Raw genomic sequence first — 17,251 nt, 5'->3', positions numbered from 1 at the left:
AGACGCAGCAACGGCGTGCCCCCAACTCCATGGCCAAACCAGCCACTCACACCACCCACGGAAACGTCACAAGAGCCCAATTTCAATGGAAATCGGACCTCTGATTTCCATTGAAATTGCGGTCCGGAGCACCGGTCTAAGCCGACGCAGGAGGCCGGACGGCGCGGACACCGGGACGCCGGGACGGCGGGACCGGACGGCGCCGACGCCGGGACGTTTGGTCCCGGAAGGCCCGCTTCGACTCCGTGGGGTCGGTGCCGGGATTCTGCCGAAAGTAAGGGCGGTCGCTGCCGAAAGACCACTGCCCGGGTGACTCCTCGATCCATACCTTCGACCGCGTTGCGAACAGATGCGGAGGATCGATGAGTTCGTCGTTGGCCACCAACGAGATCGAGGACGTGCCGGACATCAGCATCGACTGGTACCGCGCGGTCACGGGCCTCGCCCACGACGCGCCGGGCTGGGTGCAGGCGTCGGCGGACGTGGCGACGGAGGCGGTGATCCTGGTGTTCGGCGCCCTGGTGCTGGCGAACCTCTGGCGAACCCGCCGGGCCGACCGCCGGCTGCGCATCCTCGCGTTCGCGGCCCCGGCGGTCACGGTGCTCGCCTACGCGATCAGCGAGGTGATGAAGACGTTCGTCGAGCAGGAAAGGCCGTGCCGCGAGGTCCGCAACATCGTCGCGACGATCGCGGAGTGCCCGGAGCCGGGCGACTGGTCGTTCCCCAGCAACCACAGCACCATCGCCGCGGCGGCCGCGGTCGGCCTGGCCGTCGCATGGCGCCGGCTCGCGATCATCGTCGCGCTCCTAGCGGTGCTGGAGGCATTCCTGCGGGTCTTCGTCGGCGTCCACTATCCCCACGATGTGATCGCCGGTCTCCTGCTCGGCGCGATCGCCGCGGCAGCGGGCATGGCCCTGATGACCGCGCTGACCACGACGATCCGCCGGCCAGCCGCACAACGCCGCTGAACAGGAATCGGTGGATCACGAACCCATCGAAAACCTGTGAAGCGCCACCGCCGCGCGCGGCCAGAACGTCCGATGTGGATCGTCCGGCCCGGCGCGTCCGGTCGGTTAGTACCAAAGAACGAATTCCCCGATGACGTCCAGCCGTTCGGCCGGACGTGGTGGCCGAACGGCTGACCACGGAGCGGATGCCGCGCTGCGATAACCGTGGAATGGAACGCCACGACCCCGCGGGCGCTCGGCAGCAGGTGCTGGAATGTCCCGTCGCCTCCCGCAGTGCGCACGGCAAACCCCGCTCACTGCTGCGCTGGGCGTCGCAACGGCCGTACCTGGCTTGGGGCTTCGTGCTGCTGGTGTGCGGCTGCGGACTGGCGGTCGCGGTGCGGGCCTGGTGGGCGGACCCGGTCGACCTGGAGGTCTACCACGCGGCCGGAAGGGCGGTGTTCGACGGAATCCCGCTGTACGACCGGCAACTGGTGGACGGCCTGTACTTCGTCTGCACGCCGCTGGCGGCCTTGCTGTTCACGCCGCTGGCGCCGCTGTCGATGGGCGCCGCGAAAGTTGTGTTCATCCTGGTCAACTGCCTGTTGCTCGGCTGCTGCGCGTGGTGGTCGTGGCGATCGGTGGGCCTGCGGGACCGGCGTACCGCGCTGGTGCTGACCCTCCTGGTGGCCTGCGGGTCGCTCGGGTTCGAACCCGCCCACCACACCCTCTACCTCGGCCAGGTCAACTTGATGGTGCTGGCCATCGTCTTGTGGGACGCGCTGCGCGACGACCGGTGCCGGACCAAGGGACTCGGCATCGGCCTGGCCGCGGGTATCAAGCTGACCCCGTTGCTGTTCTTGCTGTACCTGCTCGTGACCCACCGGTTCCGGGCGGCGGGCATGGCTGTGGTGTCTTTTCTCGGCACCGTCGCGCTCGGCTTCGCCGCGCTGCCCGCCGATTCGGCGAAGTTCTGGCCGACCGGCCTGTTCGCCGATTCGAGCAGGATCTGGCCGGCCGCCGGAGCCGCCCAGAACGTTTCCCTGAACGGCCTGCTGATCCGGCTCTTCGGCCACACCGGCGACACCAGGGTGCTGTCGGTCGGCGTGGCCGGATTGCTCGCGGCCCGCGCGATCGCCCTCGCGGCGCGAGCCGACCGCCAGGGCGAGCGGCTGCTCGCGGTCACCCTCTTCGGGCTGTGCGCGGCGGCGGTTTCGCCCTGGTCCTGGGGCCACCACTGGGTTTGGGTCGTGCCGCTGGTGGTGTTCGCGGGCGACCAGGTGCTGCGCTCGACCGATCGAACCCGGCTGCTGATCTGGGCCCCGCCCGCGTTGCTCACGGTTCTGATGTTCGTGCCCGCGTTCAGCGTCCCGTCTCCCGGCCGGGCCGGCCCCGGCGCGTCCGGGCCTGCGGGCTGGGTGCTGGGCAACATGTACCTGCTGCTCTTCGCCGCCGCACTGATCTCCGCCTCGCTGCACCTGCGGCGGTCCCGCATCCTGGCCGACCGGCCGAAAGGACCAATAGGTCGAGCAGACCTGTCCTGAAGGACGAAGTCCCCGACGGAAGAAGCAAGTACCGTGCGGGCAGTGAGACCCGGCTTTCCCGCGCTGGCTGAGCCCCGGCGCGTCACCGTGCGGACTGTCGCGATGACCTGCGTCGCGGTCGTCCTGCTGCTTTTCGACTTCGCAGTCTCCGACCGCGACCTGCTGTGCTACATCCGGCTCTTCAGCGACGTTGCGGTGCTCGGCCTCGCCTGGCGGGTGGCGATCGCGTACCGGCGGGGGCGGGCGCTGCTCGCGTTCGGGCTCGCGTGCCTGGCCGCGGCAGGTTCGTTCGCGATGTCGGTGATGGTGGCCCCGTTTGGCGGACTGTCCTCGTCGGACGTGCCGGGGCTGCCGGAGGTGTTCGCGCTGCTGTGCCTGTGGGGCTTCGCTTGCCGTCGGTTGCCGTACTGGCAGTTGCCGGTGCTGGGCCTCCTCGACCTAGTCGCGCTGTTCGCGCTTCTCGCCCGCGCTTCCCCGCTGTGGAGCGCGCAGCCGGACTCGCTGCTCGCGCTGGTGATGCTGGGCGTGCTGATCGCGGCGTTCGCGGTGTACCTGCGTTTCGAGGAGGGCAGGCGCGCGCTCGTCGCCGATCAGGCTCGCCAGTCGGAGCGGCTCGAACTGGCGCGTGATCTGCACGACCACGTCACGCATTACGTGACCGCCATCGTCGTGCAGGCCCAGGCGGGCCAGGAGTCGGTCGGTCGCGACGTGGACACCGAGCGGAAGCTGTTCAGCAACATCGAGCGGACCGGACAGGACGGCCTGGTCGCGATGAACCGCATGGTCAGGTTGCTGCGCGATCGGGAAGCGGGGCCGGCTCCGCAGGCGGCGCGCGGGATCGCGGTGGTGCGCGAGCGGGTGGGCGAGTTCGTGCTGCCGGGCTGCTCGGTCCACGTCGAGTTGCCCGACGAGCTCGAAGCCGCTTCCTGGCCGCAGGAACTGATCAAGTCGGTCGAGCGGCTGGTGCAGGAAGGGCTGACGAACGTGCGCAAGCACGCCCGCGCGGTGACGCGGGTGGAAGTGCTCGTCGCAGCGGCTGGTGACCGCGTCACGGTGCGGGTGCGGGACAACGGCGCGCGCGGCGGCCTGGGGCGCTTCCGCCCGAGCGGGTTCGGCATGATCGGGTTGTCCGAACGGGTCACCGAGCTCGGCGGAGAGCTGACCAGCGGGGCGCGCCCGGAAGGCGGCTGGGAGCTGGCCGCCTCGATACCACGACGCCAGGGGTGGGTTTGAGCATTTCGGTAGTGATCGCCGACGACCAGGAGATGGTGCGCACCGGGTTCCAGCTCATCCTCGAAGGGCAGGGCGACATCTCGGTGCTCGGGCAGGCGGCCGACGGGGTGGAAGCCGTTGAGCTGGTGCAGCGGCTGAAGCCCGACGTGTGCCTGATGGACATCCGGATGCCGAACATCGACGGTCTGCAGGCCACCAGGCAGATCCGGTCCCGACCGGAGCTCTCCGGCACCCGGATCGTCGTCGTCACCACTTACGACCTCGACGAGTACGTCTACGGCGCGTTGCGCGCCGGGGCCAACGGGTTCGTGCTCAAGAACTCCGGGGCGAGGCTGCTCGCGGAGGCGATCCGCACCGCCGTCGACGGCGAGTCACTGGTCTCCCCGTCGATCACGGTGCGCCTGCTGGAGCAGCTCAACCACTGGAACGTCCCCGATGCCGGTGTCGCGGCGGACGAGCTGAGCGTGCAGGAGCGCAAGATCGTCCTCCGGGTGGCGCGCGGCTGGACCAACAGCGAGATCGCGGCGGACATGTTCCTGTCCGTGAGCACCATCAAGAGCCATCTCGCCCGCATTCAGGACAAGCTCATGATGCGCAACCGCGTCGAGATAGCGGCGTGGGCCTGGGAGCGCGGCATCGTGCGGTGACGCGGGATCAGGCGATGATCCGGCGGTAGGCGGCGCGGCGCGCCCACTCCGGAACCAGGCGGTACCCGCAGCGCACGAGCACGTTCCGCAGGAACTGGGCGCGATTCGTGAACCGGTGACGCCGGAACTCGCGTTGCAGCTGAAGTTCGCGGCGCAGCAGGGCGAAACCACCTCGTCTCGCATAGGCGCCGGTGTCCACCCGGTAGTAGACGAGCGGCTCGGCGAGGTTCGTGCTGCGCGCGCCGTTGGCGATCATCCGCGCGAACAGCCGGTAGTCCTCCATGAGCGGGAAATCGCCGTAGCCGCCGGCATCGCGGACCGCACTGCGGCGGTAGACGACGGTCGGGTGGTTGAACGGGTCGTGGAACCGGGCGCGCCGGGCGATCCGGTCCTCGTCGACCAGCGCCGTGCGCAGGCCGACGACCATGGTGGGGTCACCCTCGAACTCCAGCATGGCCGATCCGACGAGATCGGCACCCGCCTCGACGAGAGGAACCTGCCGCGCGAACCGGTGCGGCACGGCCACGTCGTCGGCGTCCATGCGCGCGACGATGTCGTGGTCGCTGGCCGCCAGGCCCGCGTCGAGCGCGACGCCGAGCCCGCGATGGCAGGGCAGGTCGACGCGGGTGACGGGAACCGCGCTGGTAGCGGCGAGTTCGTCGACGCACCGGCGCAGCGCCTCGGGAATCGGACCGTCCTGGACCAGGACGACCTGGGCCGGCGGTCTCGTCTGCGCGGACACCGTGCTGTGGAACGACTTTCGCAGGAGCGCGGCGTCGTCGCGGCCGTAAACCGGCAGCAGCAGCGAGAACTGCTCGCGCGGGCTCACGGTCGGTCCTCGGAGCCGGATCGGTGCGGCGGTGCCCATCGGCCGCGCGTCGGGTCCTGGTACGCGATCTCCACTGCCAGACCGCGCAGCAGGAGAGCCGTCCCGAGGACCACGACTCCCGCGCCCACGGACAGGACCGTTCCTCCGCGTCGCATGACTTTCCTCCCTCTGGCGGCGCCTGCCGGGCGCCGACTTCGTCGGTGCCCTCGGAGGAAAAGCTATGCGGCGGTCGGCCCGGATCCCGCGGTCTTTGGGTCCTGTTCGGGGAACTTCCGGCTATCCGCGTTGGTCCTTTCGGCCACCCAGTCCCGGCCTCCCGGCCGATCCCCGGCGATTTCGCACGAAAACGCCGGCGTCCTCGATACCCGTTAAACGTTGCTCGACACGGCGCTAGGGCCGCTCCACCAGGCCCGCTTCGTAGGCCAGGATCGCGGCCTGCACCCGGTTCTTCACGCCCAACCGGCCCAGGACGGCGCTCACGTACGCCTTCACCGTGCCCTCCACGACGTGCAGCCGCCGGGCGATCTCGGCGTTCGACAACCCGGCCCCGACCAGCGCGAGCACTTCGCGCTCCCGGTCGCTGAGCACGTCCACGTGCTCCCGCGCGGCGATCTCCTGCTGCAACCGCGGCCCGCCCAGCTGCCGGATCACCCGGTGCGCCACCGGCGGCGAGAGGTACGCGCCGCCCTCGGCCGCCGCCCGCACGCCCAGCAGCAGTTCCCGCGGATCACCGGTCTTGAGCAGGAATCCGCTCGCGCCGCCGTGCAACGCCCGCGTGACGTAGGCGTCCTCGTCGAACGTGGTCATGATGAGCACCGCGGTTTCCGGCGCCACGCGGCGGATTTCGTCCGCCGCGCCGAGGCCGTCGAGCTCCGGCATCCGGATGTCCAGCAACGCCACCGCCGGCCGGTGCCGCCGCACCAGTTCCACCGCGTCCCGCCCGTTGGCGGCTTCCCCGACGACCTCGATGTCCGGGTCCGCGGCCAGGATCGCCCGCACCCCGGCGCGAACCATGGCCTCGTCGTCGGCCAGCACCAGTCGCACGTCTCCTCCTACCGCCGCAGATAGTCCTTGCCCACCAGCACGTCCTGCCGGAAGCACAGCCGGTACAGGTCGCGGCTCCGCTCGTCGAACGGATCGTGGTGCGTGCTGTAGTAAGCGCAGCTCGCACCGGGCGGCCGGGGCGGGTCGGCGTCGGGTGGGTCGTCGATCCGAGTCCGCGCCGGCAGCAGGTGCTCGATCGACGACCGAGACTGCCCGACCTGCATCCGGTCGTACGCCGCCGGGGGCAGCACGGAAGTGATGGTGTCGAACGCCGTGATGCCCGCCGTCAGCAACCCCAGCACGACGGCGCTCGCCGCTGCCGCCGCGACCGCGATGTTGCGGCTGCTGCGCACCTGACCTTCGGCCCGGGCCAGGCGCGCCGCGGATTCCGAGGCCTCGATGGCCTGCGCGACCTGCGGGATCCGCGCGGACAGCAGGAACCGCCCGCGCGCCGGGCCGGCCTGGAAGGTCCCGCCCGCCAGCCGCACCCGCTCGGCGAGGGCGACGAGGCCGTACCCGCCGCTGGAAACCGGCTCGCGATCACCGGTCAGCGGGTTCGCCACCGACACTTCGCTCTCGTCGGCGGTGTGCCGCACCTCGACGGTCACGGCCGCTCCCGGCGCGTGCTTCGCCGCGTTGGTCAGCGCCTCCTGCACGATCCGGCACACCGCGCGGGCACGCATCGACTGCACCACCTCGCCGGTCTCCGCCAACGCCACCGCCATCCCGGCGGCCCGCGCCTGCTCGACCAGCTCCGCGACGCTTTCGCCGGTGACCGGCCCGGAGTCGTCGCGCAGGACCTCGACGACCTCCCGCAACCGCTCGGCCGCATCCGTCACCGACGCCCGCGCCTGCCCGGCCGCCTCCCGATGCCCGGCGTCCAGCGAGGGCGCCACCTCCAGCGCGCCGATCCGCAGCGCGACCAGGCTGAGCTGGTGGCCGAGCAGGTCGTGCATGTCCCTGGCGATCCGGGTGCGTTCCTGCAGCCGCGCCTGCTCGCCGACGATCTGCTGCTGCCGCTCCAGCTGCTCCGCCCGCTCCCAACCGGCCCGCACCAGCGCCCGGTACTTCTGGTGGTGCCGCCCCAGCAGCCACGGGATCAGCGCGAACAGCAGCGCGCCGATCAGCGTCACCAGCCAGGCCCCGACGTCGTGCGCCAGCACGAGCACGAGCAGCGACATCACGCCGGTGGCCAGCGCGAGCCGGACCAGCGCGTCGCGGTGCCTGCGCACCCGGAACCCGCCGTGGTAGCTGGTCGCGATCAGCATCGGGGTGAAGGCGAACGCCGCGATGACGCCCGCGTCCGGCCGGGGGATCAGCGCGCCGGCCCAGGCGGCCAGCGCGATGACCGTGGCGACGAGCGGCCAGGTCCGGCGCAGCGCCACGGTGATGCCGACCACGCCGACGCCGAGCGCGATCTCCCAGCCGTTGAGCGGATCGGTCGCGGCGACCACGTTGACCAGCAGCACGGGAGCGGACAGGACGAGCCACCACGGCACGTCCCCGATCGACACCTTCACCGCGTCGACGCTACCGGCAGGTCGGTAATGTCGGATTGATGCTGGAACCGAGCGCGGAGTGGTACCGGGAGATCGCGGAGTGGGGGACGGCGTCGCCGGGCTGGGTGCACGGCCTCGCGCTGTTCGGCACCCAGGCGCTGCTGGCGGCGTTCGCGGCGCTGACGCTGCTCGCGTGGTGGCGGGCGGACCGGCGGCCGCCGGTGCTGCTCGCGCCGCTGCTGGCGGCCGGGGCGGCCTGGCTGTTCAGCGACCTGATCAAGAACGTCGTGCGGCAGGACCGGCCGTGCCTGGCGATCCCGATGCCGGGAGGCACGATCAAGGACTGCGCGGAGGTGGGTGTCTGGTCGCTGCCCAGCAGCCACTCGGCGGCGGCCGCGGCGTTCGCGGTGGCGCTGTCGATGCTGTGGCGGCGCATCACGGCGCTCGCGGTGCTCCTCGCGCTGCTCGAAGGCTTCTCCCGGATCTTCATCGGGGTCCACTACCCGCACGACGTCCTCGCGGGCTTCCTCCTCGGCGCGGCCCTGGGAGCCGTCAGCGTCCTGGCGTGCAACAACTCACGACTTCGGCGGAAGCCGCTCCAGGCATCGTGAGTGTGCCGCGGTGAAGCCGCTTTGCGGCGGATGCGGGATGGCGATTTCGCGCGAAAACGGCACGCCCGCGCGTGTCCGACGCCGTTTTCGCGCGAAACCGTCGCCCGCCAGGCGTGGGGAACGCCGGTTTCGCGCGAAAACGCCGCCCGGCGCCCTAGCGGAGCTCCGCGCGGACGAAGTCGCGGAAGGAACGCGGCGGGCGCCCCGTGACGTCCTGGACGGTCGAGGTCGTGCGGTCCTCGCCGCCCGCCCGGATGTGCTCGTCCATGGCCGCCAGCTTCGCCGCGAAGTCCGCGGGCAGCTCCGCCGAAAGCCGCCGGGCCAGCTCGCCCGCGGCGATGTTCCGGTGCCGGACCGGCCGCCCGGTGACCTCCGAGATGATCGCCGCGGCTTCGCCGTAGCTCAACGTCTCGGGGCCGGTCAGCAGGTACTCGTCGGCCACCTCGTCCGAGGTCAGCGCGTGCGCGGCGACGGCGGCGATGTCGGCGGCGTCGATCCAGCCGAGCCGCCCCGGACCGGTGGCGGTCACGATCTCGCCGCGTTCCCGGATGCCGTCGGCCACCGGATGCCGGCCGGTGAAGTTCTGCATGAACCAGGTGGGCCGCAGCACGGCGCAGCCCGGCGTCGACGCGATCCGCGAGCGGTATTCCTCCAGCCCCGGCGCGTTCGGCAACATCGCGGACGACCCGAGCGCGACGACCCGGCGCCCGGCGGCGGCCGCCAGGAACGGCCCGACCTGCGGCATCGGGTCGATGACCCCGACCGGCGGCACCAGGTAGACGCGGTCGACGCCGTCCAGCGCGCGCCGCTGCGAATCCGGGTCGGCCCAGTCGAAGCGCACGTGGTCCGGGTCGTCCGCCGGGTGCCTGCTCGCGATCCGCACGGCGATCCCGCGCTCCCGCAGCACTGTCGCAAGTGGACGGCCGGTCTTCCCGGTGCCGCCGGTGATCAGCACGGTCACGAGCGCACCTCGCCGCTCAGCGCGGTCACGAGGCCGGCGAGTTCCCCGGATGCCTTGGCGCCCATGACCGGGCTCCAGTAGTCGCGGTACGAGGCGATCGCGCCGTCGCGCACGACGATCACCGCGATGTAGCGCATCTCGTAGTCCGCGCCGGTCGCCACGGTCCGGCCGCGCGCGGTGAACTCGGCGACGATGGTGGCCGGATCGGTGGTCCGGTGGACGACCACGGACGGGAAGCCCGCGATGTCCAGCTTCTGCGGGTAGTCCGCCAGGTATTCGCGCAGCGCTTCCCGCCCGTTCAGGCGCTCGGGGGTGCCCTCCGCGAACGGGAACTCGCAGGTGCAGTCGGGCGCGAACAGGTCGACGAACCCGTCCATGTCCTTGGCCAGCAGCAGGTCGAGGGCCTGCTCGAAGAGTTGGTTCGCTTCCACGCCGTCCAGGTTCGCCGCCAGGGAGCGCGCCGAGCAGGTCCGCGCTTGCCCCGGATCGGCGGTCCGTGGCTGGGCGGTCCGCCCCGGTGGCAAGGTGGTGAGGTGAACAAGCGCGAGCTGGCCGACTTCCTGCGCCGTCGCCGGGAGGAGCGACGTCCAGGCGATGTCGGGTTGCCCGACGGGTCCGGCCGCCGCCGCACGCCCGGCCTGCGCCGCGAGGAGGTCGCCTGGCTGGCGGGGGTGTCGACGAACTACTACGAGCGCCTCGAACAGGCACGCGCGCCGCGCCCCTCGACGCAGGTCCTCGCGGCCCTGGGCACGGCCCTGAAGTTGTCGGAGGCGGAGGGCGAGCACCTGGCGAGGCTGGCAGGGCAGGCCCCGCCGGCCCCGGAGGCCGCGGAACCGGTGCCGGAAGGCGTGCTGCGGCTGCTCGATCGCCTCGGCCCGGTCCCGGCGTACGTGGTGAACGAGCGGCTCGACATCGTGGCGTGGAACGCCCTCGCCGCAAGCCTGATCACCGATTTCTCGAAGCTGCCGCGCGAGGAACGAAACACCCTGCGCCTGTCCATGCGCGGGACGTGCTCGGCGTCGAACGGCGAGAACCACTTCGCCCGGCAGGCGGCGGCGGAGCTTCGCCTGGCCGCCGCCCGGCACCCGGAAGACCGGGCACTAGCGGCGCTGACCAGGGAATACGCCGAGTTCAGCCGGGAGTTCGCGGAAAGCTGGCGAGACCACGAGGTCCGGCCCCGCCCAACGCTGCGCAAGCGGATCGACCACCCGGACTTCGGCCCGCTGGACCTGGACTGCCAAACCCTGCACGTCCCGGGCCAGAAGCACCGCCTGATCCTCCTCTCGTCGGAACCGGGAACAACGACCCACAAGGCCCTCGAAGGTCTAATCGCCGCGGCCGAGTAGCGCGTGCCGGCCGTAGGACTCGGTCTCTACATCGCGTTGTCGCTCCATCGCGACCCGAGCGCAGAGCTGCCAAACGCCGAGCGTGCTTTCGCCTGAGCCCGCGTGCTGCCCGGTCGGCCGATCGGTCCAGTGGAGTCCAACGACGACGAAAGCCGACGCAACGAGCAGAAACCCAAACACCGCAATCACTTTCTCGTCCTTTCCAAGAGGGCCCGGCAGAGGCGGGATTTCGGGGGAGGGGCATCCCGCCCCTGCCGGGGAGGCCTCGCCGCACCGGGCCGGGGGAACGCCGGGCGGCGAGGCGGTCATTGGTGGGTCACCTGACCTGTGCGCGTTTTGTGTCGCTATGGCAGCACAAAGTAAGCACGGGCTTTTATCTGCGAAAACAAGTGTCTGCAGAGGTCTCAGAAGTCCCAGACGGTCGATGGCGAGCCCCGTAGTCGGTACTCCGTGACGCATTCCGTGCACTGGTCGGTGATGCTGGCGGTGCGCGGCGTCGCGGGCCACGGCGTCGGCCACGGGATCTTCACGGTTTCCCCGCACAGGGCGGCGACTCCGGTTCCGGCGGGCCATCGACCGGGCTTGTCGGTGATGCCGTGCCGAACCTTCGAGCCGGGCGGCACGATCCAGTAGACGACGCCCTCCCGCCGAGCAGCCACCGAAGCCGCATCGAACCCCACCCACCAAGCCGACGTGCTCATGTCATCACCCCTGTCATCTGCAATAACAACATTCTCAGCAGAGATGAGAATTCTCAATTACTCGAATGAGCGATCTTGGCAGGCGATGTTCTCCGCCTAGGCTGAGCGCATGGCCAACACACCTCGCGCCCGTGCGCTGGCGAAGGAGCTGCGAGCCCTGCGCAAGGCGCGCGGTCTGACGCTCGAAGAGCTCGCTGCGGAAGTCGGGTTGTCACGGGCAAAAGTCAGCCGTGTCGAGAACGCGCAGCAGGGCATCACCGAAGCCGATGTGGCGACGATCCTGGCCGGGCTCAAGGTGAAAGGCGCCGATCGCGGGCGTTTGCTGAAGATGGCGCGCGAGCTGGACCAGCCGGTGTGGTGGGAACTCCACAGCGGACTCACGTCGCAGATCACCGGCCTGATCGACGCAGAACAGCGGGCCACCCGCATCACCGAAGTCTCGATGGCCTATGTCCCAGGGCTCTTGCAGACTCGGGCGTACTCGAGAGCGATCTTCGTAGCAGCGGAGAAGTCGCCGGAGGAAGTGGATGAATCGGTAAACATCCGGCAAGTGCGCCAAGGAGTGCTCTACAAGTCGAATCCCGTCGAGCTGAGGGCTCTGCTCGACGAAGCGGTTCTGGCTCGACCGGTGGGCGGGCCGAGCACTGCTGCCGAGCAACTGAGGCACTTGCTCAAGGAGATGGAACGGCCGAACATCGCGATCCACGTGCTACCGACGACCCTCGGCGCGCACATCGGCCTGGACGGGATGTTCTCCTTGATCGAGTTCGGAAGAACCAATGCGACGATCTACGTCGAGGCACACAACTCAGGGCTGATCCTCAATGACGCGGAAGAGGAAGGCCCGTTTCGCGACACAGTCGATAAACTCGAACGAGTGATGCTCAACGCCGACGAGTCAGCCCGGCTCATCGCGCGTTACGCGGACAAGTTCGAGAGTGGGAGCACATGACGCACGGGTTATCCGGCTGGCGGAAAAGCACCTACAGCGGCGCGAACACGGGATGCGTCGAGGTCGGCTTGGCGCCGGATCTGGTCGGAATCCGGGACACGAAGGACCGTGACAGCGGGACGTTGGCCGTCCCTCGTGAGGCCTGGGCTCGGTTCGTCGATGCCGTGAAGGCCGATCACTTCCGCAGCTGAGTGCCGTTTTGCCTGGTCAGGGCCCGTGTGTACTTTGTGCTGCTATAGCGACACAAAGTGCACACGGGCCCGAGGTCAGCGCTGGGGCAGGCGGTAGGCCCAGTTCCAGGCCGCTTCCAGCGGGCCGCGTTCGAAGCGCCGCAGCCACCACGTCGATAGCGTCATGAACGTCGCGCAGATCGCCGCCCAGATCACCAGCACCCACCACGGGCGGGCCCAGTCGAAGCGCGCCGCCAGCCCGAATCCCCAGCCGTAGCACAGGATCGCCGCCACCAGGTTCTGGAACACGTAGCAGGACAGCGCCGTCCGGCCGACTGCGGTCAGCCCGCCCCGCAGGACGCCCGGCGTGCCGCGCAGCGCGCCCACCACGGTCGGGATCAGCCCGAGCAGGCCCAGCGCGATGATCGGCGGCAGGATGTAGCGGTCGACCATGAACCAGCCCTGCCCCGCGAAGGCGGTGAGCAGGTTCAGCGGCACCCCGATGCCGAAGCCGAACAGCATCAGGCGGTTCCGCAGCCGCTGCCCCTCGGCGGCGAACACCCCCGCGCGGTACAGGCGGGCGCCGAGCAGGAACAGCGCCACGGACATCGGGATGATGAAGATCGCTTCGATTCGGTAGGCACCCCAGTTGGTGAGCCGCCCGGCGACCTGCTCCAGCCAGCTGCCGGAAGTGAACAGCTGCGACGGCGCGCCGCTGCCGCCCATCGACGCGTGCCCGGTCAGCATGCCGAGCGTGGTCACGCTGATGAACGCGACGTGCAGCGAGCCCATCGCGATGATCCAGCCCTTCACCGCCCGGTCACTGCGCCCGATCAGGTAAGCGACCAGCATCGACGTCACCGCGTAGCTCATCAGCACGTCGAATTCGAAGATCAGGACGTAGTGCAGCAGGCCCTCGGTGAACAGCAGCGCCGCCCGCCACAGGTACCAGCCGGGCCAGCGCCCGCCGCGGCGCCGAGCCGACCGGTACTGCAGCTCCAGGCCGATGCCGAACAGCAGCGTGAGCAGGGACAGGAACTTGCCGTTGGCGAGGAACCGGATGGTCGCCTCGATGTTCGCGGTGAGGGTGCCGGTCTCCACCGTGGTCAGCATCCCGGCCGGCCCCTCCGGGTCGGTGAAGATCCAGATGTTGGTCCCCAGCGTGCCTAGGATGGCGACGCCGCGGACCACGTCTATCGCGGTGATCCTGCTGGAGGTGGGTGCTTGCCGTAGTGCCTCGGTCATGAATTCCCCAGTTGTTCGAAATTCGCCTCCGCAACCACGGAGGGTTACGATGCAGTTGCATGGTAAACGGGTGGCGCGGCCGTTTGCAATGCGATCGCATTGGAAAGGTGCGTGACGGTGCCCAAACAGGTGGACCAAGAGGCCCGGCGGATCCAGATCGCCGAGGCGCTAATGCGGCTGGCCAGCCGCGGCGGCCTGGAAGCGGTGAGCCTCCGCGACGTCGCGGCCGAAGCGGGCGTCTCGATGGGCGCGGTGCAGCACTACTTCAAGTCGAAGGACGAGATGCTGGGCTTCGCCATGGGGCACGTGAACGACCGCGCCTCGCAACGGATCGTGCAGCGGCTGAGCCAGGAGGGCGAACGGCCGAAGGTGCGCGTGGTGCTGCGGACGCTGATGCTCGAAATGCTGGCGCTGTCCGACGACAGCCGCATGGAGTTCCTGACGCACATCGCGTTCTTCCTGCGCGCGCTCGGCGCGCCGGACCTGGCCGCGACCTACCGCGAGTGGTGGCCGCAGCTGGAGGAGTGGGTGGCCTCCGAGCTCCGCGCCGCGCAGGAGTCCGGCGAGCTGCCCGCCGATCGGGACCCGGGGCGCGAGGCCGAAGCCCTGCTGCTCATCCCGGACGGTCTGTCGGTCGGCCTGCTGCTGGGCCACCGGACCGGCGAAGAAGCGGTAGCGGCCGTCGACTACCACCTCGACCGGCTCTTCGGGAAGTCCACAGAGGACTGATCGGCTACCCGCGCCGGCGGCGGAAGGCCAGCTGATCGCGAACCGGGACGACGCGGCCGAAGTCGGCTTCGTCAACGGCGGCAAGCAGATCCACCGACTCGCCGGAGCCGTGGACCGACCCGTGCTGGCCGGGGAAGCAACCCTCCGGCCCGGACCACACGTCGTAGCGGGCGCCTGCGGTCGCGAGCACGAGCCCGTCGGGCTCCAGCCGGTTAAGCCGGATGTCCAGCAGCGCGGTGAAGAGGTTCTCTCCCCGCGAACGGAAGGTGCGGGTCGCAGTGGCGATCTCCAGGGCAACGCTCCCGCCGTCCACCCACCACCTGGCATCGGCGGTCAACGGCCGGTTGCCGAGCAAGAGCACCTGGCGCGTCACCGGAACGCCCTGCGGATACGGCGCCGGCACCCGATGCGCCTTTCCCGCGTGCTTGTCCGATCGTTGGGTCGGTACTCGGTGGCCGAGCCCACCCCCGGTCAGTTGCCCGACGAAACCGGCCGGATCCTCGGTGAAGCTGCCGATTCCGGCGCCGACGAACGCTTTCTCGGCCGAAAGAGTCCCGGTCACCAGCCCGCCGACGGTCTCGCCGTACTGCTGCGCGGGAGCCTTGTCGGCCGTCAGCAGCAAGGTCTTCACGAGGTTCTTCGCGGCGTCCTCGACCCGGTCCTTCGCGGAGTCGATCGAGGCTTGCGCCTGGCCGCGGCACGGCTCGGCATCCGCGCGCGCCCGGTCGGCCTGCCGCCGCGCCCAGGCCAGCACGTCGCGGTACCGCTGCATGGCCCGGGCGGATTCGGTGAAGCCGTCGGTCGCGCGGAGCGACTCGGGCGTGATCCCGTGCAGCGCCACGGCGTGCTCTTGCAGCGGATCCAGCAGCACGTTCGTGCCCTGCGGCAGTCCGGGCAGGTACCCGTCCAGCAGCCGAGCGCCGGTGAGCACCAGATACTCGGCCCGGTCGCGCTCGCCGCGCCGCCGCCGGTACTCGGCGAAGTACCGAAGGTCCGAGAACACCGGCAGCCACGGAGTCCCGGCCACGTGCACGACCGGCACGGCCGGCGGATCGGATGCGCACTCCAGGTACACCCCGCTGCCGCGGAAGGTGGCCACCAGATCGGCGGGCCGCTGCACGGTCCGCCGGAACCGGAGAGCCTCCCGCACCAGCGGTGGCGCATCCGGAACGCACGTCGCCGAACCCATGTCACCTCCGTAGTCGTGCGAGCACAGAGAGTGGCCAGGCTACTGGATCAAGAACGGCAAAGGCCGATCAAAAACGGTGGTATGAACCATAGTGCCCGCTAGCCCGAACGGCGGTAAGTGATCAGATGTCCACCCCGACGTAACCCAGCCGGCCGCAGAGCGCCAGGTGGGGAGCTCGTTCGTTCCTCGAACGGGATGACTCCGAGCTTCCGCTCCAGTCTGCTGCAGTCGGCCAGGGCGGCGCCAGATCCCGGATCGCGATCCGGAAGGGCAGTGGTGCAACGCGGCGGCGATCGCAAGGAACAACCCGCGTTGCGTTTCAGTCAGGCCGGGTTTGGTCGATGTTCGTCACTTGTCCTGTTCGTCGTCTGCCTGCGACTGGGGGTCGGCCGGTGCGTCTTGGTGGGGAGCGGAACCTCGCTGTGGCGTTGAGCCAGTGACTCGGCCACGATCTCGCCGCGGGCGCGCTTGTCGGCCAACTCGGCGTCCATATCGGCAATATGTGCCTGGGTCTCAGGGGCCAGCTCGAAGTCCGGGGTGTGGAATCTTCTGATCAGTTCTTCTCGGTCCACAGTGCACCTCCAACTATTTGGGATCGGTGAGATAAGTACCGCAGATCGGAGAAAACCGGGAGCCACGGAATCCCGTCCACGCGCACCAGCGGCATGGTCGGCGGGTCGGACACGCATTCCAGGCAGACGTCGGCACTGCGGAATGTGGCCACCAGATCTTCCGGGCGCTGCATGCCCCGCCGGAACCGGAGCGCTTCGCGCACCAGTGGTGGCGCGTCCGGAATGGACGCCGCTGAACCCATGATCCCCCCGTAACCGCTTGTGCACAGCGAGCAACGACGCTAGCCGATCGATAACGGGAAATCCGGCCAAAATCCGTGGCCTGCACCATAGAAAGTACTAGTCCGAATGGCGGTAAGGGTCAGATGTCGACCTCGGCGTAGCCGAGGTCGCCGAGTTCTGCTTCGGCGGCGCCGCCGGTGGTCTCCGCCAGCCAGGTCCGGAATTCGTCCACTTCGGACTCCGGGACGTTGATGCGGAAGCGGACCGCTTCATGGTAGTCCGTGTCGGCCACCTGGTGACCGGCCGAACGCAGGTCGTTGTCGAGCTTCCCGGCCAGCAGGTAGTCCACTGTGGTCTCGACGACGCGGACCGGGCGGCGTTCGACCAGACCGACGTGGTCCAGCGCCGCCGACACCGCGCCGCCGTAGGCGCGCACCAGGCCGCCCGCGCCTAGCAGCACCCCGCCGAAGTAGCGGGTCACCACGGCGACCGAGTTGGTGATCTCGTTGCGGCGCAGCACTTCCAGCATCGGCACGCCCGCGGTGCCCGCCGGCTCGCCGTCGTCGCTGGACTTCTGGAACTCGCCGGCGTCACCGAGGACGAAGGCGGAGCAGTGGTGCCGCGCGTCGTGGTGCAGCTTGCGCCGCTGCTGGATGAACTCCCGGGCCTCGGCCTCGCTGGTGACCCGCGCCAGCGCGCACAGGAAGCGGGACTTCTTGACCTCCAGCTCGTGCTCGCCCGGCCGCTTGATCGTCCGCATCCGTCCCCTTCGCCAGGTGATGCCGCTCACCGCCGCGCGGCGGTCCTCCC

General features: G+C 69.9%; 20 protein-coding genes. 9 read left to right on the top strand and 11 right to left on the bottom strand.

All coding sequences use genetic code 11. The features are described 5' to 3' along the window. The first annotated feature begins 362 nt into the window (after nucleotides 1-362). From AC07EQ_RS30475 to AC07EQ_RS30460, 4 genes are all read left to right on the top strand, one after another. Nucleotides 363-968, top strand: coding sequence for a phosphatase PAP2 family protein (locus tag AC07EQ_RS30475; RefSeq protein WP_478391300.1), 606 nt, complete (start codon nucleotides 363-365; stop codon nucleotides 966-968). 209 nt (nucleotides 969-1,177) lie between these two features. Further along, nucleotides 1,178-2,491 carry a glycosyltransferase 87 family protein gene (locus AC07EQ_RS30470; protein ID WP_478391299.1) on the top strand — a complete coding sequence of 438 codons (1,314 nt, stop codon included), beginning with the start codon at nucleotides 1,178-1,180 and terminating at the stop codon, nucleotides 2,489-2,491. Nucleotides 2,492-2,578: 87 nt separating this feature from the next. Further along, nucleotides 2,579-3,724: a sensor histidine kinase gene (locus AC07EQ_RS30465; protein ID WP_478391298.1), complete on the top strand. Its 1,146-nt coding sequence runs from the start codon at nucleotides 2,579-2,581 to the stop codon at nucleotides 3,722-3,724. Continuing rightward, a complete protein-coding gene (locus tag AC07EQ_RS30460; protein WP_478391297.1) occupies nucleotides 3,721-4,371 on the top strand; it encodes a response regulator transcription factor in 651 nt (216 codons plus the stop codon). The genes AC07EQ_RS30465 and AC07EQ_RS30460 overlap by 4 nt, the downstream gene beginning before the upstream one ends. 7 nt (nucleotides 4,372-4,378) lie before the next feature. Here the strand turns inward: AC07EQ_RS30460 and AC07EQ_RS30455 are convergent, their stop codons facing one another. The 4 genes from AC07EQ_RS30455 to AC07EQ_RS30440 form a co-directional block, all read right to left on the bottom strand. Beyond that, nucleotides 4,379-5,200 carry a glycosyltransferase gene (locus tag AC07EQ_RS30455; RefSeq protein WP_478391296.1) on the bottom strand — a complete coding sequence of 274 codons (822 nt, stop codon included), beginning with the start codon at nucleotides 5,198-5,200 and terminating at the stop codon, nucleotides 4,379-4,381. Next, nucleotides 5,197-5,355: a hypothetical protein gene (locus tag AC07EQ_RS30450; RefSeq protein ID WP_478391295.1), complete on the bottom strand. Its 159-nt coding sequence runs from the start codon at nucleotides 5,353-5,355 to the stop codon at nucleotides 5,197-5,199. Before AC07EQ_RS30450 ends, AC07EQ_RS30455 begins: the two co-directional genes overlap by 4 nt. 235 nt (nucleotides 5,356-5,590) lie before the next feature. Beyond that, nucleotides 5,591-6,244 carry a response regulator gene (locus tag AC07EQ_RS30445; protein ID WP_478391294.1) on the bottom strand — a complete coding sequence of 218 codons (654 nt, stop codon included), beginning with the start codon at nucleotides 6,242-6,244 and terminating at the stop codon, nucleotides 5,591-5,593. Between the two features lie 8 nt (nucleotides 6,245-6,252). Beyond that, on the bottom strand, nucleotides 6,253-7,764 hold the full coding sequence (locus AC07EQ_RS30440) for a sensor histidine kinase (RefSeq protein ID WP_478391293.1): 1,512 nt from the start codon (nucleotides 7,762-7,764) through the stop codon (nucleotides 6,253-6,255). Nucleotides 7,765-7,802: 38 nt separating this feature from the next. Between AC07EQ_RS30440 and AC07EQ_RS30435 the strand changes: the two genes are divergently transcribed. Then, nucleotides 7,803-8,354: a phosphatase PAP2 family protein gene (locus tag AC07EQ_RS30435; RefSeq protein ID WP_478391292.1), complete on the top strand. Its 552-nt coding sequence runs from the start codon at nucleotides 7,803-7,805 to the stop codon at nucleotides 8,352-8,354. 154 nt (nucleotides 8,355-8,508) lie between these two features. Here the strand turns inward: AC07EQ_RS30435 and AC07EQ_RS30430 are convergent, their stop codons facing one another. Next, nucleotides 8,509-9,315 (bottom strand): NmrA family NAD(P)-binding protein, encoded by an 807-nt coding sequence (locus AC07EQ_RS30430; protein WP_478391291.1) that lies wholly within the window; start codon nucleotides 9,313-9,315, stop codon nucleotides 8,509-8,511. Further along, on the bottom strand, nucleotides 9,312-9,746 hold the full coding sequence (locus AC07EQ_RS30425; RefSeq protein ID WP_478391290.1) for a nuclear transport factor 2 family protein: 435 nt from the start codon (nucleotides 9,744-9,746) through the stop codon (nucleotides 9,312-9,314). The genes AC07EQ_RS30430 and AC07EQ_RS30425 overlap by 4 nt, the downstream gene beginning before the upstream one ends. A gap of 102 nt (nucleotides 9,747-9,848) precedes the next feature. On the opposite strand from AC07EQ_RS30425, the gene AC07EQ_RS30420 reads away from it, so the two are divergent. Further along, a complete protein-coding gene (locus AC07EQ_RS30420; protein ID WP_478391289.1) occupies nucleotides 9,849-10,661 on the top strand; it encodes a helix-turn-helix transcriptional regulator in 813 nt (270 codons plus the stop codon). Nucleotides 10,662-11,065: 404 nt separating this feature from the next. Here the strand turns inward: AC07EQ_RS30420 and AC07EQ_RS30415 are convergent, their stop codons facing one another. After that, nucleotides 11,066-11,362: a hypothetical protein gene (locus tag AC07EQ_RS30415; RefSeq protein ID WP_478391288.1), complete on the bottom strand. Its 297-nt coding sequence runs from the start codon at nucleotides 11,360-11,362 to the stop codon at nucleotides 11,066-11,068. 109 nt (nucleotides 11,363-11,471) lie between these two features. Between AC07EQ_RS30415 and AC07EQ_RS30410 the strand changes: the two genes are divergently transcribed. Next, nucleotides 11,472-12,314 (top strand): helix-turn-helix domain-containing protein, encoded by an 843-nt coding sequence (locus AC07EQ_RS30410; RefSeq protein WP_478391287.1) that lies wholly within the window; start codon nucleotides 11,472-11,474, stop codon nucleotides 12,312-12,314. Further along, nucleotides 12,311-12,505 (top strand): DUF397 domain-containing protein, encoded by a 195-nt coding sequence (locus AC07EQ_RS30405; protein ID WP_478391286.1) that lies wholly within the window; start codon nucleotides 12,311-12,313, stop codon nucleotides 12,503-12,505. Before AC07EQ_RS30410 ends, AC07EQ_RS30405 begins: the two co-directional genes overlap by 4 nt. A gap of 75 nt (nucleotides 12,506-12,580) precedes the next feature. On the opposite strand, the gene AC07EQ_RS30400 is transcribed toward AC07EQ_RS30405, so the two are convergent. Further along, on the bottom strand, nucleotides 12,581-13,729 hold the full coding sequence (locus AC07EQ_RS30400; RefSeq protein WP_478391285.1) for a DUF418 domain-containing protein: 1,149 nt from the start codon (nucleotides 13,727-13,729) through the stop codon (nucleotides 12,581-12,583). A gap of 111 nt (nucleotides 13,730-13,840) precedes the next feature. Here AC07EQ_RS30400 and AC07EQ_RS30395 point away from each other — a divergent pair, with 111 nt between their 5' ends. Next, nucleotides 13,841-14,458 carry a TetR/AcrR family transcriptional regulator gene (locus AC07EQ_RS30395; protein WP_478391284.1) on the top strand — a complete coding sequence of 206 codons (618 nt, stop codon included), beginning with the start codon at nucleotides 13,841-13,843 and terminating at the stop codon, nucleotides 14,456-14,458. 4 nt (nucleotides 14,459-14,462) lie between these two features. Here AC07EQ_RS30395 and AC07EQ_RS30390 read toward each other — a convergent pair whose 3' ends face one another. From AC07EQ_RS30390 to AC07EQ_RS30380, 3 genes are all read right to left on the bottom strand, one after another. Further along, on the bottom strand, nucleotides 14,463-15,647 hold the full coding sequence (locus AC07EQ_RS30390; RefSeq protein ID WP_478391283.1) for a hypothetical protein: 1,185 nt from the start codon (nucleotides 15,645-15,647) through the stop codon (nucleotides 14,463-14,465). Between the two features lie 323 nt (nucleotides 15,648-15,970). Beyond that, a complete protein-coding gene (locus AC07EQ_RS30385; RefSeq protein WP_478391282.1) occupies nucleotides 15,971-16,219 on the bottom strand; it encodes a hypothetical protein in 249 nt (82 codons plus the stop codon). 361 nt (nucleotides 16,220-16,580) lie between these two features. Continuing rightward, complete coding sequence (locus AC07EQ_RS30380) at nucleotides 16,581-17,201, bottom strand: YigZ family protein (protein ID WP_478391308.1); 621 nt, start codon at nucleotides 17,199-17,201, stop codon at nucleotides 16,581-16,583. Nucleotides 17,202-17,251 lie beyond the last annotated feature (50 nt).

It is taken from the genome of Saccharopolyspora sp. NPDC045839, from assembly GCF_056431645.1.
The sequence above is the reverse complement of the archived record's forward strand: the minus strand, read 5'-3'. Positions and strand labels throughout refer to the sequence as shown.